The sequence below is a fragment of the Cupriavidus sp. 207A1 genome, assembly GCF_057798955.1.
Genome location: NZ_JBYOJO010000012.1, coordinates 195929 through 214144 on the forward strand (window position 1 = coordinate 195929; position 18216 = coordinate 214144).

Here is an 18216-nt window from a genome sequence, read left to right on the forward strand (position 1 = left end):
CAGCGCAGCGGAGAAGCCTCGGCGGCGCGCTGGCACGGCGGCGGGGCGTTGGAGCGGGAGGGTGGGAAGGAGGGGGGAGAAGGAAGGGGCGGGGCGACGAGCCCCGCATGGACCCGGCGCTGCCGGGTCCCGTGCTCAGTGCTGCGGGATCTCGATCTTGACCTCGAGCACCTCGAGGTTGTCCTGGCGTTCCAGGCTGACGCGCAGGTCCTGGTCGCCGATCTTGACGTACTTGGAGATCACCGCCACCAGCTCGCGCTGCAGCGCGGGCAGGTAGTCGGCGGGGGCGGAATGGCCGGTGCGCTCGTGCGCCAGGATGATCTGCAGCCGCTCCTTGGCGACTGACGCGGACTTCTTCTTCTCTCCCAGCAGGAAGGAAAGGATCGACATGGGGTGAGCCCTCCTTGACCGTTACTTGTTGCCGAAGATGCGCGAGAACAGCCCCGGCTTCTGATAGTCGGTGAAACGCATCGGCTTGTCCTTGCCGAGGAAGCGGTCCACCACGTCGCCATAGGCGTCGGCCACGTCGCTGCCTTCCAGGTGGATGGCGGGCGTGCCCTGGTTGGAGGCGTGCAGCACCGCTTCCGATTCCGGCACCACGCCGATCAGCTTGATGCGCAGGATTTCCTGGATGTCGGTCAGCGACAGCATCTCGCCGCCATGCACGCGCTTGGGGTTGTAGCGGGTGATCAGCAGGTGTTCCTTGATCGGGTCGCCGCCCTCGCTGGCGCGCTTGGTCTTGGACGACAGGATGCCGAGGATGCGGTCCGAATCGCGCACCGACGACACTTCCGGGTTGGTGACGATCAGGGCCTCATCGGCAAAGTACATCGCCATCAGCGCGCCCGACTCGATGCCGGCGGGCGAATCGCAGATGATGTACTCGAAGTCCATCTCGATCAGGCCGTTGATGACCTTCTCCACGCCTTCCTTGGTCAGCGCGTCCTTGTCGCGCGTCTGCGAGGCCGGCAGGATGAACAGGTTCTCGCACTTCTTGTCCTTGATCAGCGCCTGGCGCAGGTTGGCTTCGCCCTGCACCACGTTGATCAGGTCATACACCACGCGGCGTTCGCAACCCATGATCAGGTCGAGGTTGCGCAGGCCGACGTCGAAGTCGATCACGGCAGTCTTGTGGCCGCGCAGGGCCAGGCCGGCGGCAAAGCTGGCGCTGGTGGTGGTCTTGCCGACGCCTCCCTTGCCGGAGGTCACAACGATGATTTTTGCCATGGCTCTTTGGTCCAGTAATAAGTTGAAGCTTGCGCTCTCTGTGATCCGGTCCCGATGAGCGCCGCGGTTACTTGAGCCGCAGCGCTTCGAGGATCAGTTTTTCATCGGCCAGGCGCACCTGGGCGGTCTTGCCGTGCACATCGGCCGGAAGCGTCTGCTCCGCGGTCCGGTAGATGCCGGCGATGGAAATCAGTTCGGGCTCCATGCACGTGCTGAAGATGCGCGCGGCAGTGTTGCCCTTGACGCCAGCCAGCGCGCGTCCGCGCAGCGGGGCATAGATATGGATGTTGCCTTCGGCGATGACCTCGGCACCGTAGCTGACCACGTCCATGATAACCACGTCGCCATGCGCGTAGACCTGCTGGCCGGAGCGCAGCGGCTTGTCGATCAGCAGGGTCTGGGTCTGGCGCACGGCCGCGGCGACGGCGGCGTCGGTGGCTGCCTGGGCCGCGGCACGGGCGCCTTCTTCACGCGCCGCCTGTTCGGCGGCGGCCTGTTCCGCGGCGACAGCGGCCTTGGCCTCGGCGGCACGCTCGGCGGCGCCGTTGCGGCGGGCCTGGCTGTCGAGCAGCGGCAGGCCGAAGCGCTCGGCCCACTCGCGCTGGCCGGCACGGGCCACCACGCCGATGGCGCGGGCCTTGAGCGTGGCCAGCGTGTCGATCACGGTGCCGAGCGCGACTTCGCTGTCATCGTCGAGCGCGCGCAGGTCCAGCGCGATCACGTCATTGGAGAAGAAGTCGGGGGTGGCTTCGAAGCGGGTGAGGAGGTCATCCCGCAGCGCAGCCATGTCGGCGGTCTGGAGGGCGAGAAGGAGGGCGTCGACGTTGCCACTGCGCAGCTCGAAGCGTGGCGTTTTCTTCTGGGACATAGCCGGGTGACCGTGGAAATGCCACATTCTAACGTCGTATCTGTCGCGAACTGTAACAATTGGATCGATATGTACCGCAGGTGGCGCGTGGGCTCCATGCGCGCGCCGGTGGCGCGGCGCAAGTGTGGCCGGCGCGGCTTGCGCGGCCTCGGCATCGCGCGGCGCGGGCATCGTGCAAAGCCTTGTTACGATTGCGCCATCTGATCAGCGGAGTTTCCATGGGCGCCATCGTCAATTGCGTGGCTTACCGGCAGGGCAAGCGGCTGGGCACGGTAGGCATGGAGGAAATCCCGGCGATGCTGGCGGTGCCCGGCACCTTCGTCTGGCTGGGCCTGCACGAGCCCGACCTGGCGCTGCTGCGGCAGGCCCAGCAGGCCTTCGGCCTGCACGACCTCGCGGTCGAAGACGCGACCAACGCGCACCAGCGGCCCAAGCTCGAGGCCTACGGCGATTCAGTGTTCGTGGTGCTCAACACCGCGCAGCTGGTGCAGGACGAAGTCGTGGTCGGCGAGACCCATCTGTTCGTCGGCCCCAACTACGTGGTCTCGGTTCGCCACGGCGCCAGCAGCACCTATGCGCCGGTGCGCGAGCGCTGCGAGCACGACCCGCACGGCCTGGCCAACGGGCCCGGCTATGTGCTGTACGCGCTGATGGACTTCGTCGTCGACCACTACCTGCCCATCGTTACGCGCCTGGAGGACAACTTCGAGGCGCTCGAGCAGGGCATCTTCCGCGACGAGTTCGACCGCGCCGCGATCGAGCGCCTGTACCAGGTCAAGCGCCAGGTGCTGCGCCTGCGCAATGCGGTCAGCCCGGTCGAGGACATGTGCGGCCAGCTGATCCGGCTGCACGAAGAACTGGTGCCGAAGGAGCTGCGCGCCTATTTCCGCGATATCGAAGACCACGCCAGCCGGCTGGTGCGCACGCTCGACGTAGTGCGCGAAATGCTGACCACCGCGGTGCAGGTCAATCTTGCGCTGGTGACCGTCGGCCAGAACGAAGTGGTAAAGCGGCTGGCCGGCTGGGGCGCGATCCTGGCGATTCCGACCGTGGTGTTCAGCCTCTACGGCATGAATTTCGATTTCATGCCCGAGCTCAAGATCCACTACGCGTACCCGGCCGTGATCGGCGTGACCGCGGTGGCCTGCGGCGCGCTGTGGCGGCGGCTGCACCGCGCGGGCTGGATCTGAGCCAGCGTTCGGATTATTGGTGCGACGAATGATCATAGCTGAATTCTCAGCTAGTTGATTATTCGTGTAGATAATGCAGTCGCTACCGGGCACCTCGGCGGACTCCTACACTGAAGCAAAGAAGGCCTCGCGCCGGAGTCCGCCATGTCGAAAGCCCGTTTCCCGCATGCCGCCGTGCTGGCCGGCGCGTTTTGCGCGTGGCTGGTGTTGTTGCCAACCGCCGCCGCGGCACCGCAGCCGCCCGCGCCGGCGCAGGCGCAGACCCGCGACGCTGTCGCGGCCTACGAGTCGGGCCGCTTCGACCAGGCTCTGCAGGGTTTCTCCGCCGCCGCGCGCCAGGGCAACCGCCTCGCGCAATTCAACTACGCGATGATGCTGCTGCGCGGCGAGGGCACCGCCGCGCAGCCGCAAGAAGCGCTGGTGTGGCTGCGCAAGGCAGCCGACAACGGCATGACCCATGCGCAATACACCTGGGGCGACCTGTACGAGCGCGGCGAGTTGGTGCCGAAATCGCTGGAAGAGGCGAACCGCTGGTATGAGCGCGCGGCGCAGGGCGGCCACGTGCAGGCGCAGATGGAACTGGCGACGAACTACTTCACCGGCCGCGGCGTGCCGCGCGACTACGCGCAGGCGTTTGCGTGGTACCAGCGCGCGGCAAGCGCGGGGAACGGCGGCGCGCAGTACATCGTCGGCAGTTTCTATGAGCGTGGCGAGCCGGGCGTGGTCGACCGGGATCTAGAGCAGGCGAAGATCTGGTACGCGCGCTCCGCGGCGCACGGGGATCCGGGGGCGCTGGCGAAGCTGAGGTCTTTGCTGGAGGAGACGGTGCGGGGAAGGGCGGGGATGTAGGCAGAACTGCCCAACATAAGCTGCCCGACACACAAAGAGGATAGCGGTTTTGGGTGCTCCAAAGCCGCCCGAGCTAGCCTTAGCAAGGTGTTCTCCCTCTCCCCTCATGGGGAGAGGGTAGGGGTGAGGGGTGGGCTAGCGAGGTACCACCTAAAGCAAGGCCAACGGTGTTAACCCACGGGCTTCAGCCTTTGACCCGCCGCCCTCACCCCGGCCCCTCTCCCGCAAGCGGGAGAGGGGAGCAAACCACCGGGCGAGTGACTGCACTCAGCCCAGCTTCTTCCTCAGCAGTTCATTCACCTGCGCCGGATTGGCCTTGCCCTTGGTCGCCTTCATCGCCTGGCCGACCAGCGCGTTGAACGCCTTTTCCTTGCCCGAGCGGAATTCCTCGACCGACTTGGCATTGGCCGCCAGCACGTCGTCGATGATCTTCTCCAGCTCGCCGCTGTCGGACATCTGCTTCAGGCCCTTGGCGGCGATGATGGCATCGGCGTCGCCGCCGTGCTCGCCTGCCCACATCGCCGGGAACACGTCCTTCTTGGCGGTGTTGTTCGAGACCGTGCCGTCGGCGATGCGCGCCAGCAGCCTGGCCAGCTGCGCAGGCGTGACCGGGGCGGCGTCGATGGCGATGCCTTCGCGGTTCAGTTGCGAGGCCACGTCGCCCATCAGCCAGTTGGCGGCGGGCTTGGCGTTGGCGGCGCCGGCATCGGCGAGCACGGCCTCGTAGTAGGCAGCGAATGCCTTGGTTGCGGTCAGCGTGGTCGCGTCATACGCCGACAGGCCGTATTGCGAGACAAAGCGCGCCTGCATCGCGGCCGGCAGCTCCGGCAGCGCATTGCGCACGCGATCGATCCAGGCCGGTTCGATCTCCAGCGGCATCAGGTCCGGGTCGGGGAAGTAGCGGTAGTCGTGTGCGTCTTCCTTGGTGCGCATGGCGCGGGTTTCGCCGGTGTCCGGGTCGAACAGCACGGTGGCCTGCTGGATCTTGCGGCCGTCCTCGATTTCTGCGATCTGCCACTGCACTTCGTATTCGATGGCCTGCTGCAGGAAGCGGAACGAGTTCAGGTTCTTGATCTCGCGGCGCGTGCCGAATTCCTTCTGGCCGAGCGGGCGCACCGAGACGTTGGCGTCGCAGCGGAAGCTGCCTTCCTGCATGTTGCCGTCGCAGATGCCCAGCCACACCACCAGCGAGTGCAGTGCCTTGGCGTAGGCCACCGCTTCGGCGGCGCTGCGCATGTCGGGCTCGGTGACGATTTCCAGCAGCGGCGTGCCGGCGCGGTTCAGGTCGATGCCGGTCATGCCGGCAAAGTCCTCGTGCAGCGACTTGCCCGCGTCTTCTTCCAGGTGCGCGCGCGTCAGGTTGACGGTCTTTTCGTAGGACTCGCCCTGCTTGCCCTCGACCTGGATGGTGATGGTGCCGCCCTGCACCACCGGGATCTCATACTGGCTGATCTGGTAGCCCTTGGGCAGGTCGGGGTAGAAGTAGTTCTTGCGCGCAAAGACGCTGCGCGGCGCGATGGTGGCGCCGATCGCCAGGCCGAACTGGATCGCGCGCTCGACCGCGCCCTGGTTGAGCACCGGCAGCACGCCCGGCAGCGCCAGGTCCACCGGCGATGCCTGCGTGTTGGCCTCGGCGCCGAAGGCGGTGGAGGTGCCGGAAAAAATCTTGGAGGCCGTCGACAGCTGCGCGTGCGTTTCGAGGCCGATCACCACTTCCCATTGCATGGCGGTATTCCTGTTCGGTTCTTTCGGTGTTGTCTGTTGCGGGGGAGCGGCAGCGCCGCCCCGGTGTTCTGTCTGGTTATGGCGTGGTCGTCAGGGGTCGGGGCTGGCCAGCCAGGAGTCGAGCTGGGCCAGCGCGGCCACGCGCGCTACCGCGTCGCCGCCGACGGTGACGCTCTGGCTCTTGCGCATGGCTGCGGCAGGCACGTCGGTGCGCCGATGCAGCTCGCTGGTGCCGTCGAAGCCGTGATAGGCGCCGGGGTAGATCTCCAGCCGGAAGCGCGCGCCCGGCTGGCGCGCCTGCACCGCGCTCTGCAGCATGGCGCAGCGGGTCGCCGGGGTCCAGTCGTCGGCGCCGCCGATCATCAGCAGCAGCGGCGAGCGCAGGCGGAAGCTGTGCTGCTGCACCGCGCGCTTGCAGCCGGGATAGAACGCCACCGCGCGCTCGACCAGCGGCGTGCCGGCCGGCCACGGGCGGCTGGCGTCGACGGTGGCCAGCACCGCCTGCGCGCCGTTCGACCAGCCCAGCAGCACGATGCGCGACGCGTCCACGGCGGGTTGCTGCGCCACCCAGCGCAGCGCGGCGAGCGCGTCGGCGCGGCGGGTGCGGTCGTCGATGGCGCGGTTGTCGACGGGCTCGGCGCAGATGCCGTGGGGCCTGCCGCGCGCGCTGAAGCTGTCGGGCATCAGCACCGCGTAGCCGCGTTCGGTGAGCCAGTGCGCGTATTCGCGGTAGCGTTGCTGGAGCAGCGCGGCAACATCGGCGGTGTCGGTGCCCGCTGCCGTCGCGGTTGTCCCTGCGGTGCCGTCGCGCGCGGCGCGCTGCGCCAGCAGGCCGCCGCAGCCGTGCAGCGCCACCACCACCGGCAGCGCGCGCGGCGTGGCGCCTTCGCGCGGCAGGAACCAGTAGGCGCTCAGCGCCGGCGTGGCGGCATCACCGCGCAGCTGGACCCGCTGCGCGGGCACGGGCGCGACTGCAGTTCTGGCGGCTGCCGACGAGGCGGGCGCGGCCCGGCTCACGGCGTTTGGCGCCAGCACGCCCGCCGGCGTCAGCGGTGCCGGCGCGTCCAGTGCGGGGGCCATCAGGTCCGGCGTATGCGCCGCGGCGCCGGCCAGCCACGTGCCAAAGCCCAGCGCCACCGCGGCGCGCAGCCACGCGCCCGCCGGACGGGCGGCGCGCGGCGCGTGTTGCGGGGGGAGGTGGGCGTGGACCATGGCCGGCTGCTGTGGCTTCGGTGGCGACTGTGGCTTCAGCGCGTGCGGGCGCAGGCGCCGGTACCCGGCTCGAACATCACTGGCCAGGCCTCTTCATAGATGCCCGGGGTGCAGCGCTGCTGGCAGTTGGCGTGCGCCAGCGTGACGCGGCGCGGATCTTGCCACACCATCAGCTTGCAGCCGCTGCCGTCGTTGGCGCGCAGCTCGATATGCGGCTTCTTCTGGACCTGGCGGAATTCGGCCAGGTTGAAGCTGCACGAGCCGCGCTTGCCGACCCACAGCTTCCACGACAGCTGCTGCACGCTGTTGTCCGCAATGCGCAGCTGCGCGTCTTCGCGGAAGCCGTCTTCCTCGGTGCGGCGGCAGTCGCCGGCCAGGTCGATGTCGCGGCTGGCGATCGGCGTGGGCTTGCCGATGATCGGCAGCTGGATGCAGCCGGCCACCAGCGCGGCAAGCGCGGCGGCGGCAAGCAGGCGGAGCAGGGCGCGGGTCATGGTCAGGCCTTGGCGGGGCGGCGCAGGTGCCAGTCGGTCGCCTGCTGGAACGCGTGCGCGGTCTGCAGCAGGCGCGCTTCATCAAAGTAGTTGCCGATCAGCTGCAGGCCGACAGGCATGTTGCCCGCGCCGAAGCCGCACGGCACGCTCATGCCGGGCAGGCCGGCCAGGCTGGTCGACAGCGTGAAGATATCGGCCAGGTACATCTGCACCGGGTCCGAGGTTTTCTCGCCCAGCTTCCATGCCACCGTCGGCGCCACCGGGCCCATGATCACGTCGCACTGGGCGAACGCGCGCTGGAAGTCGTCGGCGATGATGCGGCGGATCTTCTGCGCCTGCAGGTAGTAGGCGTCGTAGTAGCCGTGCGACAGCACGTAGGTGCCGACCATGATGCGGCGCTTGACCTCGGCGCCGAAGCCTTCGGCACGGGTCTTCTTGTACATGTCGAGCAGGTCGCGGTACTCGGCGGCGCGGTGGCCGTAGCGCACGCCGTCGAAGCGCGACAGGTTGGACGAGGCCTCGGCCGGCGCGATCACGTAGTACACCGGGATCGACAGCTCGGTCTTGGGCAGCGACACCTCGACCAGCGTCGCGCCCAGCTTCTCGTACTCGGCCAGCGCCGCGCGCACGGCCTGCTCGACGTCGGCCGCCAGGCCCTTGCCGAAGTACTCCCTGGGCAGGCCGATGCGCAGGCCGGCCAGCGGGCGCTCGGCGCTGGCGCCGGCGCGCGGCTGGCCCAGCAGGCGGGTGTAGTCCTCCTCCACGCCGCCCTGCGCGGGCGGGATGCTGGTCGAGTCCTTGGGGTCGAAGCCGGCCATGGCGTTGAGCAGCAGCGCGCAGTCCTCGGCAGTGTGGGCCATCGGGCCGCCCTGGTCCAGCGACGAGGCAAAGGCGATCATGCCGTAGCGCGACACGCGGCCGTAGGTCGGCTTGATGCCGGTGATGCCCGAGAACGACGCCGGCTGGCGGATCGAGCCGCCGGTGTCGGTGCCTGTGGCGGCGGGCGCGAGGCCGGCGGCGACGGCCGCGGCCGAGCCGCCCGACGAGCCGCCGGGCACGCGGCTGGCGTCCCACGGGTTGCGTACCGGGCCGAAATGCGAATTCTCGTTGGACGAGCCCATCGCGAACTCGTCCATATTGGTCTTGCCCAGCGTGACCATGCCGGCGGCGGCCATGCGCTCGACCACGGTGGCGTCGAACGGGCTTTCATAGTTGCCCAGCATCTTCGAGCCGGCGGTGGCGCGCCAGCCGCGCGTGACGAACACATCCTTGTGCGCGACCGGCACGCCGGTCAGCGGCGCGGCTTCGCCGCGCGCGCGGCGTGCGTCGGCGGCGCGCGCCTGGGCCAGGGTCAGCTCGGCATCGACGTGGATAAAGGCGTTGAGCGCGGCGGCCTGCTCGATGCGGGCCAGGTACTCGCGCGCGAGTTCCTCGGCGGAGACGGAGCGCGCGGCCAGGGCGTCGGCAAGCTGGCGCAGGGAGGTCACGGAATCAGCGGAAAAGGGCATGACAGTCGGTTGGCATCAGGGGTGTTGTACTGGCGGGCGGACCGTGGCGCGGCTGGCGGCACGGCCCGGGCAAGGGTCATTCGATGACCTTGGGCACCAGGTACAGGCCGTTTTCGGTGGCCGGCGCGGGGCGCTGGTAATCGGCGCGGCGGTCGGCTTCGGTGACCACGTCCTCGCGCAGGCGCTGGACCATGTCGCGCACTGCCGACAGCGGATGCGCCAGCGGCTCGATGCCGGTGGTGTCGACCGCCTGCATCTGCTCGACCAGCGAGAAAAAGTTGTTCAGCTGCGCAAGCGTCTGGGCGGCCTCGTCATCGCTGGTTTCGATGCGGGCGAGGTGGGCAATGCGCTTGACGTCGGATAGGTCGAGGGCCATGGCGTGGTGGGTCGATGCTCGGATACTGGGATACGAAGGGCGGCGCGGGCTGCGCCGGCGGCTGGCTCACGGGCCATTGCGTCGCACGGCCCGAAGCCTGACCGCAGGCGCCGGTGGGCACGCCGCAGTCGCCAGAATTGCAGGTATTTTCAGGCTGTAAACGCCCGAAGTCGCCAGAATTATAAGGTATCATTGCGAGTTACCGACCTTTGGCAACGCCTACGCCACATGGCCTGCGTCCGGCGCCTGTGCGCCCGGTGTCCGAAGGCGCCCGAAGGGCAAACCTGGGTCCTCTGATTAGGCCTTGCCGCCGGTCTCCGCATGCTGCGCGACAAGCAGCATGATGCGCCGGCGCCTGCACATTTCCGCGAACTTTTCGGCGGGGTCTAATCAAAGGTTCCCGTAGGGCCGGCGCGCACGGTGCGCCGGCGGTACCGATCCCATTCCCATCCGGCCGGACAGCCTCCGGCCCGGGCGGCGGGCGGAGCGGGAAGCCGAGAACCATTCCGTATTCAACGCAACACAACCCATTTCGTGGCCGGGCCGCTCGCGGCGCCGGCCGCTTCGCTTACCCGCGAACCCCATCACAGACAGGATTCCTGATGTTCGGATTTCTCCGCAGCTACTTCTCCAACGACCTGGCGATCGACCTCGGCACCGCCAACACGCTGATCTACATGCGCGACAAGGGCATCGTGCTGGACGAGCCCTCGGTCGTTGCGATCCGCCAGGAGGGCGGCCCCAACGCCAAGAAGACCATCACGGCGGTGGGCAAGGAAGCCAAGCAGATGCTGGGCAAGGTGCCGGGCAATATCGAGGCGATCCGCCCGATGAAGGACGGCGTGATCGCCGACTTCACCGTGACCGAGCAGATGCTCAAGCAATTCATCAAGATGGTGCATGACAGCAAGCTGCTGCGCCCGAGCCCGCGCATCATCATCTGCGTGCCGTGCGGCTCGACCCAGGTCGAGCGCCGCGCCATCCGCGAATCGGCGCTGGGCGCCGGCGCCAGCCAGGTGTACCTGATCGAGGAACCGATGTCGGCCGCGATCGGCGCCGGCCTGCCGGTGTCGGAGCCGTCGGGCTCGATGGTGGTGGATATCGGCGGCGGCACCACCGAGGTCGGCATCATCTCGCTGGGCGGCATGGTCTACAAGGGTTCGGTGCGCGTCGGCGGCGACAAGTTCGACGAGGCCATCGTCAACTACATCCGCCGCAACTACGGCATGCTGATCGGCGAGCAGACCGCCGAGGCCATCAAGAAGGAAATCGGCTCGGCCTTCCCGGGCTCCGAAGTCCGCGAGATGGAAGTCAAGGGCCGCAACCTGTCCGAAGGCATCCCGCGCGCCTTCACGGTGTCGTCCAATGAAATCCTGGAAGCCCTGACCGATCCGCTGAACCAGATCGTGTCCGCGGTGAAGATCGCGCTGGAACAGACCCCGCCCGAACTGGGTGCCGACATCGCCGAGCGCGGCATGATGCTGACCGGCGGCGGCGCGCTGCTGCGCGACCTGGACCGCCTGCTGGCCGAGGAAACCGGCCTGCCGGTGCTGGTCGCCGAAGACCCGCTCACCTGCGTGGTGCGCGGCTCCGGCATGGCGCTGGAACGCATGGACAAGCTGGGCAGCATCTTCTCCTACGAGTAAGAAGGACGCTCACGTGGCGATGCGCGGCCTGCCGGATCGACCGATCATGGCGGCGTCGCGGCGCCTCATCCGCCGGGGCCGGGCCCTGGCAGCTCCCGCCGCCCGACCGTGCCGCGCCTGTCCCCGCCAGGGGGCGGGGCGCGCCACGGCGGGCGGCGGGGCGTTTCCGCGTGGCCTCCGGCCTTTGTTCGGGTAAATGGATTACTCCCCTCCGCCGCTCTTCAAGCAAGGCACCTCGGCCGTCGCCAGGCTGGTCCTGTACGTGGGCATCGCGCTGGCGCTGCTGGTGGTCGATGCCCGTTTCGACGCGCTGCGCGTGGGCCGGCAGGTTGCCGCCACCGTGCTGATGCCGGTCGAGCGCCTGGTGCTGGCGCCGCGCGACGCGCTGCGCACCATGTTCGACTATGCGCAGTCGTCGGCGATGCTCGCCACCGAGAACCGCGAACTGCGCCAGAACGCGGTGCAGCAGGCCCAGGCCTCGGTGCGCCAGGCGCAGCTCGAGGCCGAGAACCACCAGCTGCGCAAGCTGCTCGGGCTGGCGCAGCAGTCGGCCACGCCGGTGACCGCGGCCGAGATCCTGTATGACGCGCGCGACCCGTACAGCCAGCGCATCGTCATCGACAAGGGCAGCCAGCACGGCCTGCGCGCCGGCTATCCGGTGATCGACGAGCGCGGCGTGGTCGGGCAGGTGACGCGCGTGTCGCCGTTCCAGTCCGAGGTGACGCTGCTGACCGACAAGGACCAGGCGATTCCGGTGCAGGTGGTGCGCAACGGCCTGCGCAGCGTGGCCTTCGGCGGCGCGCGCGCGGGCCACCTGGACCTGCGCTTCATGGCCGCTGCCGCCGACCTGCAGCAGGGCGACCTGCTGGTGACCTCGGGCCTGGACGGCACCTATCCGCCGGGCCTGCCGGTGGCGAAGATCGTGCAGATCGAGCGCAAGGCCGATACCGCGTTTTCGCGCGTGTATTGCGAGCCGGTGGCCGGCGTGCGCGCGCACCGCCAGCTGCTGGTGGTGCGCTACGACGCCAACATCCCGGCGCGCGAAGCGGTCGAGGCCCGGCCGGAAGCGCCGGTCAAGGGCGCCAAGTCCGCCGCGGCGCGCGCCGCCGCCGACAGCGCCGCGGCCGGCAAGGCGGCGCCCGCCAAGGAGGCATCACGGTGACCAATCCCCAATACCTGCTGCGGCCGGTCAACCCGGCCTTTATCGCCTTCAGCTTCGTGCTGGCGTTCCTGTTCAACCTGATGCCGTGGGGCACCACGTTGTGGATCCCGGACATGGTGGCGCTGGTGCTGGTGTTCTGGAACATCCACCAGCCGCGCAAGGTGGGCATGGGCGTGGCCTTCCTGCTCGGCCTGCTGATGGACGTGCACGATGCCCGCCTGCTGGGCGAACATGCGCTGGCGTACACGCTGCTGGCCTATTTCGCCATCACCATCCACCGCCGCGTGCTGTGGTTCACGGTCTATACCCAGGCGCTGCATGTGCTGCCGCTGCTGTTTATCGCCCACGCGGTGCCGGTGCTGATCCGGCTGGCGATGGGCGCGCCGCTGCCGGGCTGGCCGCTGCTGCTGGCGCCGGCGATCGAGGCGCTGCTGTGGCCGCTGGCCACCAGCCTGCTGCTGGCGCCGCAGCGCCGCTCGACCGATGTCGACGAGACCCGGCCGATCTGACGCCGCCATCGCCATCGCACGCCACCGTCCACCCCCGATTTCTCCAGGCCACGCAGTACCATGACCGAAATCCGCAACGTCGAACTGGAAATCGGCCGCTTCCGCATCCGCGTGGCGGCCGCGGCGCTGTTTACGGTGATCTGCTTCGGCCTGCTGTTCTCGCGCTTCCTGTGGCTGCAGTGGTACAAGCATGACCAGTACTCGGCCAAGGCCGAGGACAACCGGATTTCGGTGGCGCCGATCGAGCCCAACCGCGGCATCATCATGGACCGCAACGGCATCGTGCTGGCGCGCAACTATTCGGCGTATACGCTGGAGATCACCCCGTCCAAGCTGACCGATACGCTCGACAACACCATCGAGAGCCTGTCCGGCCTGGTCGAGATCCAGCCGCGCGACCGGCGCCGCTTCAAGCGGCTGATGGAGGAGTCGCGCAGCTTCGAAAGCCTGCCGATCCGCAGCCAGCTGACCGATGCCGAGGTGGCGCGCTTCTCCGCGCAGCGCTTCCGCTTCCCCGGCGTCGACGTGCGCGCGCGGCTGTTCCGCCAGTACCCGCTGGGCGAGTCGGCCTCGCACGTGGTTGGCTACCTGGGCCGGATCTCGCAGCGCGACCAGGAGCGCATCGAGGCCATGGACGAGGCCAACGACGCCGACGGCGCCAAGTACGATCCGCGCAAGGATGCCGACAACTACAAGGGCACCAACTACATCGGCAAGATTGGCCTGGAGCAGAGCTACGAGAGCGAGCTGCACGGGCTGACCGGCTTCGAGGAAGTGGAAGTCAGCGCGGGCGGGCGCCCGATCCGCACGCTGTCGACCTCGCCCGCCACGCCCGGCAACAACCTGATCCTGTCGCTCGACATCCGCCTGCAGCAGCTGGCCGAGGCGCTCTATGGCAACCGCCGCGGCGCGCTGGTGGCGATCGAGCCGTCCACCGGCGACATCCTGGCCTTCGTCTCCAAGCCGACCTTCGACCCCAACCTGTTCGTCGAGGGCATCGACACCAATACCTGGAACGAGCTCAACGGCTCGCCCGACAAGCCGCTGCTGAACCGACCCCTCCGGGGCACCTATCCGCCGGGCTCGACCTACAAGCCGTTCATGGCGCTGGCCGCGCTGACCACCGGCAAGCGCACCGCGGCGTGGGGCATGTCCGACCCGGGCTTCTTCACGCTGGGCAACCACACCTTCCGCGACGACAAGCCGGGCGGCCACGGCTGGGTCGACATGCACAGCTCGATCGTGCATTCGTGCGACACCTATTACTACGCGCTGGCGCGCGACATGGGCGTCAACGGCATCCATGACTTCATGAAGCCGCTGGGCTTCGGCCAGATCACCGGCATCGACATCGAAGGCGAAAGCCGCGGCATCCTGCCGTCGACCGACTGGAAGCGCCGCGCCTACCGCAAGCCCGAGCAGCAGAAGTGGTACGAGGGCGAGACCATCTCGCTGGGCATCGGCCAGGGCTACAACAGCTTCACCATCCTGCAGCTGGCGCAGGCCACCTCGGTGATCGTCAACGACGGCAAGGTGATGAAGCCGCACCTGGTCAAGGCCATCGAGGACGCGGTCACGCGCAAGCGCACGCTGACCGTGCCCAAGGAAAGCTACACCATCCCGTTCAAGCAGGCCGACATCAACGTGATCAAGCGCGCCATGGTAGCGGTGACGCACTCGGGCACGGCCGCGCGCGTGTTTGCCGGCGCCGCCTACGAATCCGCCGGCAAGACCGGCACGGCGCAGACCTACAGCCTGTCCAAGGGCGAGAAGTACAACCACCACGCGCTCGCCGAGCACAAGCGCGACCACTCGCTGTACACCGCTTTCGCGCCAGCCGACAACCCCAAGATCGCGATCGCGCTGATCGTCGAGAACGCCGGCTTCGGCGCCGCGGTGGCCGCGCCGATCGCGCGCAAGGTGATGGACTACTACCTGACCGGCAAGTGGCCCGCCGAACTGGAGGCGATCGCGCCGCCCGCCGGCGAGCGCGTGGCCGGCCGCGCGCCGGTGGATACGCCGAGCGTTTTCACCACCGGCCAGACCGCCAGCATTGCCAGTGCCACGGTGATGTCCAGCGGCGGCGCACCGGCCAGCGGCGCTGACGCCAGCGCGGTGGCGGCGGCCTCGGCCGCGCAGGTGCCGACGCCGGAGGCGATCGCCGCGATGCTGGACCCGGACGCCATCGCCCCGGCCTCGGCGGTGCAGACGCTGGACCAGCGCATGCTGCAGGCGCTGGGCCACAGCAAGCCGCAGACCCCCGCGCCGGCCTCCGCGACGGTCGTGCCGGCCAAGGCGCCCGCGCCCAAACCACGCGTCAAGCCCGTCGCTGCCAAGGCAGCCAGCGGTGCCGACGCCACCCGCTGAAGGAGACGCGCATGGATCGACGCCGCGTCATGTCCCTGGTCAAGAGCGCGCTGACCGGTTTTGACAAGCCGCTCTCGCTGATCGTGTTCCTGCTGTTCGCCACGGGCATCGTGGCGCTGTACTCGGCCGCCATCGACATGCCCGGCCGGGTCGAGGACCAGTTGCGCAACATCCTGCTGTCGTACGTGGTGATGTTCGTGATCGCCTACCTGCCGACGCAGACGCTGATGCGGGTGGCGGTGCCGATCTATACGGTGGGGGTGGCGCTGCTGATCGCGGTGGCCATGTTCGGCCTGATCCGCAAGGGCGCGCGCCGCTGGCTCTATGTCGGCATGGTGATCCAGCCGTCCGAGATCATGAAGATCTCGATGCCGCTGATGCTGGCATGGTACTTCCAGAAGCGCGAAGGCGTGATCCGCTGGTTCGACTTCATCGTCGCGCTGGGGCTGCTGCTGATCCCGGTGGGCCTGATCGCCAAGCAGCCCGACCTGGGCACGGCGTTGCTGGTGATGGCCGCGGGCCTGTACGTGATCTACTTCGCCGGGCTGTCGTGGAAGCTGATCCTGCCGCTGATGGGCATCCTGGTGGTCGCCATCACGCTGCTGATCACGTTCCAGAACGACATGTGCGCGCCAGGCGTGAACTGGCCGGTGCTGCACGACTACCAGCAGCACCGCGTCTGCACGCTGCTGGATCCGACCAGCGATCCGCTCGGCAAGGGCTTCCACACGATCCAGTCGATCATTGCGATCGGCTCGGGCGGGGTCGAGGGCAAGGGCTGGCTCAAGGGGACGCAGACCCACCTGGAGTTCATTCCGGAAAAGCACACCGACTTCATCTTCGCCGTGTACTCGGAGGAGTTTGGCCTGATCGGCAACGCGGTGCTGCTGGTGCTGTACCTGCTGCTGATCTTCCGCGGGCTCTTTATCGCGGCCAATGCGCCGACGCTGTTCTCGCGACTGCTGGCGGGATCGATCACGCTGATCTTCTTCACTTATGCCTTCGTCAACATGGGCATGGTCAGCGGCATCCTGCCGGTGGTGGGCGTGCCGCTGCCGCTGCTCAGCTACGGCGGCACCGCGCTGGTGACGCTGGGCGCGGGCATCGGCATCTTGATGAGCATTTCGCGGCAGAAGCGGCTGATCCAGACGTAGCGGGGGCACGCCGGTGGTTTGCTCCCCTCTCCCGCTTGCGGGAGAGGGAGCCTGCCAGCGCGGCGCGACCGCCTTCGCCGTGCGCTTGGCGCCCCCTTTGCTAAACTGCCACCCACTTTACCTCTACCGGTCCACGCCCCATGAACGCCCAAGACGTTGCCGCCTACCTGCAGAGCCATCCCGAGTTCTTCGAAGAACATGCCGAGCTGCTGGCCGCGGTGCAGCTGACCAGCCCGCACAGCCATCGCGCCGTGTCGCTGCAGGAGCGCCAGATGGAAATCCTGCGCGAGAAGAACAAGGGCCTGGAGCTGCGCCTGGCGGACCTGGTCCGCCATGGCCACGAGAACGACCGCACCCAGCAGCGCCTGCACGACTGGCAACTGCGCCTGCTGGCCGAGGCCGATTCGCATGCGCTGCCGTATGCGGTGCAGGACGGCCTGCGGCAGGTGTTCGACGTGCCGGCGGTGGCGCTCAGGCTGTGGGATGTCGCCGAACAGTACGCGCACATGGAAGTGGCGCAGGGCGCCGGCGAAGACCTGCGCATCTTCGCCGAAGGCCTGCGTGCGCCGTACTGCGGCAGCAACAGCGGCTTCGAGGCGGCCAGCCTGCTGGAGCGCGACGATATCACCTCGCTGGCGATGGTGACGCTGCGCGTGCCGCTGCGCGCCGGCGAGGCCGAGGCCGGCGCCGACGTGCGTGGCGCGGCCTTTGGCCTGCTGGTGCTCGGCTCGCCCGATCCGCGCCGCTTCCACGACGGCATGGGCACCGCCTACCTGTCGCAGATCGGCGAGGTCGCGGGCGCCGCGCTGAAGCGGCTGCGCGACTGAAGCCGCGGCTCTCGGCATGACGCCATGACTGCACGCCGGCCGCCGCGCTATGTGGTCGCGCCGTCCGCTCCCGCCGGCGGCGAAGCGCCGCCGCCTGACCCGCTGGTCACGCGCTATCTCGACTGGCTGCGCGGCAGCCGCAAGCTGGCCGAGCACACGCTGTCGGGCTATGCGCGCGAACTGCGCGTGCTGCAGGCGCACGCGGCGCAGCATGCGCCGGGCGTCGCGCTGCTGGCGCTGCAGACCCACCATATCCGCAATTTCGCCGCACGGCTGCATGCCGCCGGACTGGTCGGCACCAGTATCGGGCGCGCGCTGTCGGCATGGCGCGGCTTCTACCTCTGGGCGGCGCGCCATGGCCATGGCGTGAGCGTGAATCCGGTCGACGGCGTGCGCGCGCCGCGCTCCGGGCACGCGCTGCCCAAGGCGCTGTCGGTCGAGCACGCGGTGGCGCTGGTGGCGCACCCTGCCGGCACCGACGCCGAGGCGCTGCGCGACCAGGCCGTCTACGAACTGTTCTACTCGAGCGGGCTGCGGCTGTCCGAGCTGGTGCAACTGGACCTGCGCTATGCCGATGCCGACGGCTACCGCTCCAGCGGCTGGCTCGACCTGGCCGGCGCCGAGGTCACCGTAACCGGCAAGGGCTCGCGCCGGCGCTCGGTGCCGGTCGGCAGCAAGGCCCTCGCGGCGCTGCAGGCGTGGCTGGCGGTGCGCGACGGCTTGCTGCGGCCGGGCGCCGCGCCCGAGGACGCCCATGCCCTGTTCCTCGGTCCGCGCGGACGGCGCCTGTCGATGCGCACCGTGCAGCTGCGGCTCAAGCAGCAGGCGCTGCGCGCCGGCGTGCCGGCCGACGTGCATCCGCACATGCTGCGGCATTCCTTCGCCACGCACATGCTGCAGTCATCTGGCGACCTGCGCGCGGTGCAGGAGATGCTGGGCCATGCCAGCATCTCGACCACGCAGGTCTACACCGCGCTGGATTTCCAGCACCTGGCCAAGGTCTACGACAAGGCTCACCCGCGCGCCGGCCGGGCGCGCGCAAAGCCGGCAGCCGATGCCGCTGCCAGCGCGGCGCACGTCGACGACACCCCGCAAGACTGAC

Annotated in this window: 17 protein-coding genes; 9 read left to right on the plus strand and 8 right to left on the minus strand. The window is 68.7% G+C overall.

Translation table 11 applies throughout. The features are described 5' to 3' along the window. Positions 1-135: 135 nt before the first annotated feature. From minE to minC, 3 genes are all read right to left on the minus strand, one after another. Positions 136-390 (minus strand): cell division topological specificity factor MinE, encoded by a 255-nt coding sequence (gene minE, locus AC3FMM_RS22000; protein ID WP_012351386.1) that lies wholly within the window; start codon positions 388-390, stop codon positions 136-138. Between the two features lie 21 nt (positions 391-411). Next, entirely contained in the window at positions 412-1227 is an 816-nt protein-coding gene (gene minD / locus AC3FMM_RS22005) for a septum site-determining protein MinD (RefSeq protein ID WP_115707698.1), read from the minus strand. A gap of 67 nt (positions 1228-1294) precedes the next feature. After that, positions 1295-2095 (minus strand): septum site-determining protein MinC, encoded by an 801-nt coding sequence (gene minC, locus AC3FMM_RS22010; RefSeq protein ID WP_115707700.1) that lies wholly within the window; start codon positions 2093-2095, stop codon positions 1295-1297. 218 nt (positions 2096-2313) lie between these two features. Between minC and AC3FMM_RS22015 the strand changes: the two genes are divergently transcribed. Then, a complete protein-coding gene (locus AC3FMM_RS22015; RefSeq protein ID WP_116312013.1) occupies positions 2314-3285 on the plus strand; it encodes a magnesium and cobalt transport protein CorA in 972 nt (323 codons plus the stop codon). 144 nt (positions 3286-3429) lie between these two features. Then, positions 3430-4134, plus strand: coding sequence for a tetratricopeptide repeat protein (locus AC3FMM_RS22020; RefSeq protein ID WP_488687484.1), 705 nt, complete (start codon positions 3430-3432; stop codon positions 4132-4134). Positions 4135-4401: 267 nt separating this feature from the next. Here the strand turns inward: AC3FMM_RS22020 and gatB are convergent, their stop codons facing one another. The 5 genes from gatB to gatC form a co-directional block, all read right to left on the minus strand. Next, complete coding sequence (gene gatB, locus AC3FMM_RS22025) at positions 4402-5859, minus strand: Asp-tRNA(Asn)/Glu-tRNA(Gln) amidotransferase subunit GatB (RefSeq protein ID WP_115707705.1); 1458 nt, start codon at positions 5857-5859, stop codon at positions 4402-4404. 90 nt (positions 5860-5949) lie between these two features. Beyond that, entirely contained in the window at positions 5950-7071 is a 1122-nt protein-coding gene (locus AC3FMM_RS22030; RefSeq protein WP_488687485.1) for a dienelactone hydrolase family protein, read from the minus strand. Between the two features lie 35 nt (positions 7072-7106). Further along, a complete protein-coding gene (locus tag AC3FMM_RS22035; protein ID WP_115707709.1) occupies positions 7107-7565 on the minus strand; it encodes a hypothetical protein in 459 nt (152 codons plus the stop codon). Between the two features lie 2 nt (positions 7566-7567). Then, positions 7568-9073: an Asp-tRNA(Asn)/Glu-tRNA(Gln) amidotransferase subunit GatA gene (gene gatA / locus AC3FMM_RS22040; protein WP_488687486.1), complete on the minus strand. Its 1506-nt coding sequence runs from the start codon at positions 9071-9073 to the stop codon at positions 7568-7570. A gap of 76 nt (positions 9074-9149) precedes the next feature. After that, positions 9150-9449, minus strand: a complete 300-nt coding sequence (gatC, locus tag AC3FMM_RS22045) for an Asp-tRNA(Asn)/Glu-tRNA(Gln) amidotransferase subunit GatC (RefSeq protein WP_018006687.1) — start codon at positions 9447-9449, stop codon at positions 9150-9152. A 602-nt stretch (positions 9450-10051) separates the two neighbouring features. On the opposite strand from gatC, the gene AC3FMM_RS22050 reads away from it, so the two are divergent. From AC3FMM_RS22050 to AC3FMM_RS22080, 7 genes are all read left to right on the plus strand, one after another. After that, the gene (locus tag AC3FMM_RS22050) at positions 10052-11095 is read left to right on the plus strand and encodes a rod shape-determining protein (protein ID WP_008648066.1); all 1044 of its coding nucleotides are present in this window, start codon (positions 10052-10054) and stop codon (positions 11093-11095) included. A gap of 196 nt (positions 11096-11291) precedes the next feature. Continuing rightward, entirely contained in the window at positions 11292-12257 is a 966-nt protein-coding gene (gene mreC, locus AC3FMM_RS22055) for a rod shape-determining protein MreC (protein ID WP_115707712.1), read from the plus strand. After that, complete coding sequence (gene mreD / locus AC3FMM_RS22060) at positions 12254-12766, plus strand: rod shape-determining protein MreD (RefSeq protein WP_012351397.1); 513 nt, start codon at positions 12254-12256, stop codon at positions 12764-12766. The genes mreC and mreD overlap by 4 nt, the downstream gene beginning before the upstream one ends. A 60-nt stretch (positions 12767-12826) precedes the next feature. Then, entirely contained in the window at positions 12827-15133 is a 2307-nt protein-coding gene (gene mrdA, locus AC3FMM_RS22065) for a penicillin-binding protein 2 (protein WP_116312015.1), read from the plus strand. Between the two features lie 11 nt (positions 15134-15144). Further along, the gene (gene rodA, locus AC3FMM_RS22070; RefSeq protein ID WP_115707716.1) at positions 15145-16287 is read left to right on the plus strand and encodes a rod shape-determining protein RodA; all 1143 of its coding nucleotides are present in this window, start codon (positions 15145-15147) and stop codon (positions 16285-16287) included. Positions 16288-16427: 140 nt separating this feature from the next. Continuing rightward, on the plus strand, positions 16428-17114 hold the full coding sequence (locus tag AC3FMM_RS22075; protein ID WP_115707718.1) for a DUF484 family protein: 687 nt from the start codon (positions 16428-16430) through the stop codon (positions 17112-17114). A gap of 24 nt (positions 17115-17138) precedes the next feature. After that, positions 17139-18215 carry a tyrosine recombinase XerC gene (locus AC3FMM_RS22080; protein WP_488687488.1) on the plus strand — a complete coding sequence of 359 codons (1077 nt, stop codon included), beginning with the start codon at positions 17139-17141 and terminating at the stop codon, positions 18213-18215. Position 18216 lies beyond the last annotated feature (1 nt).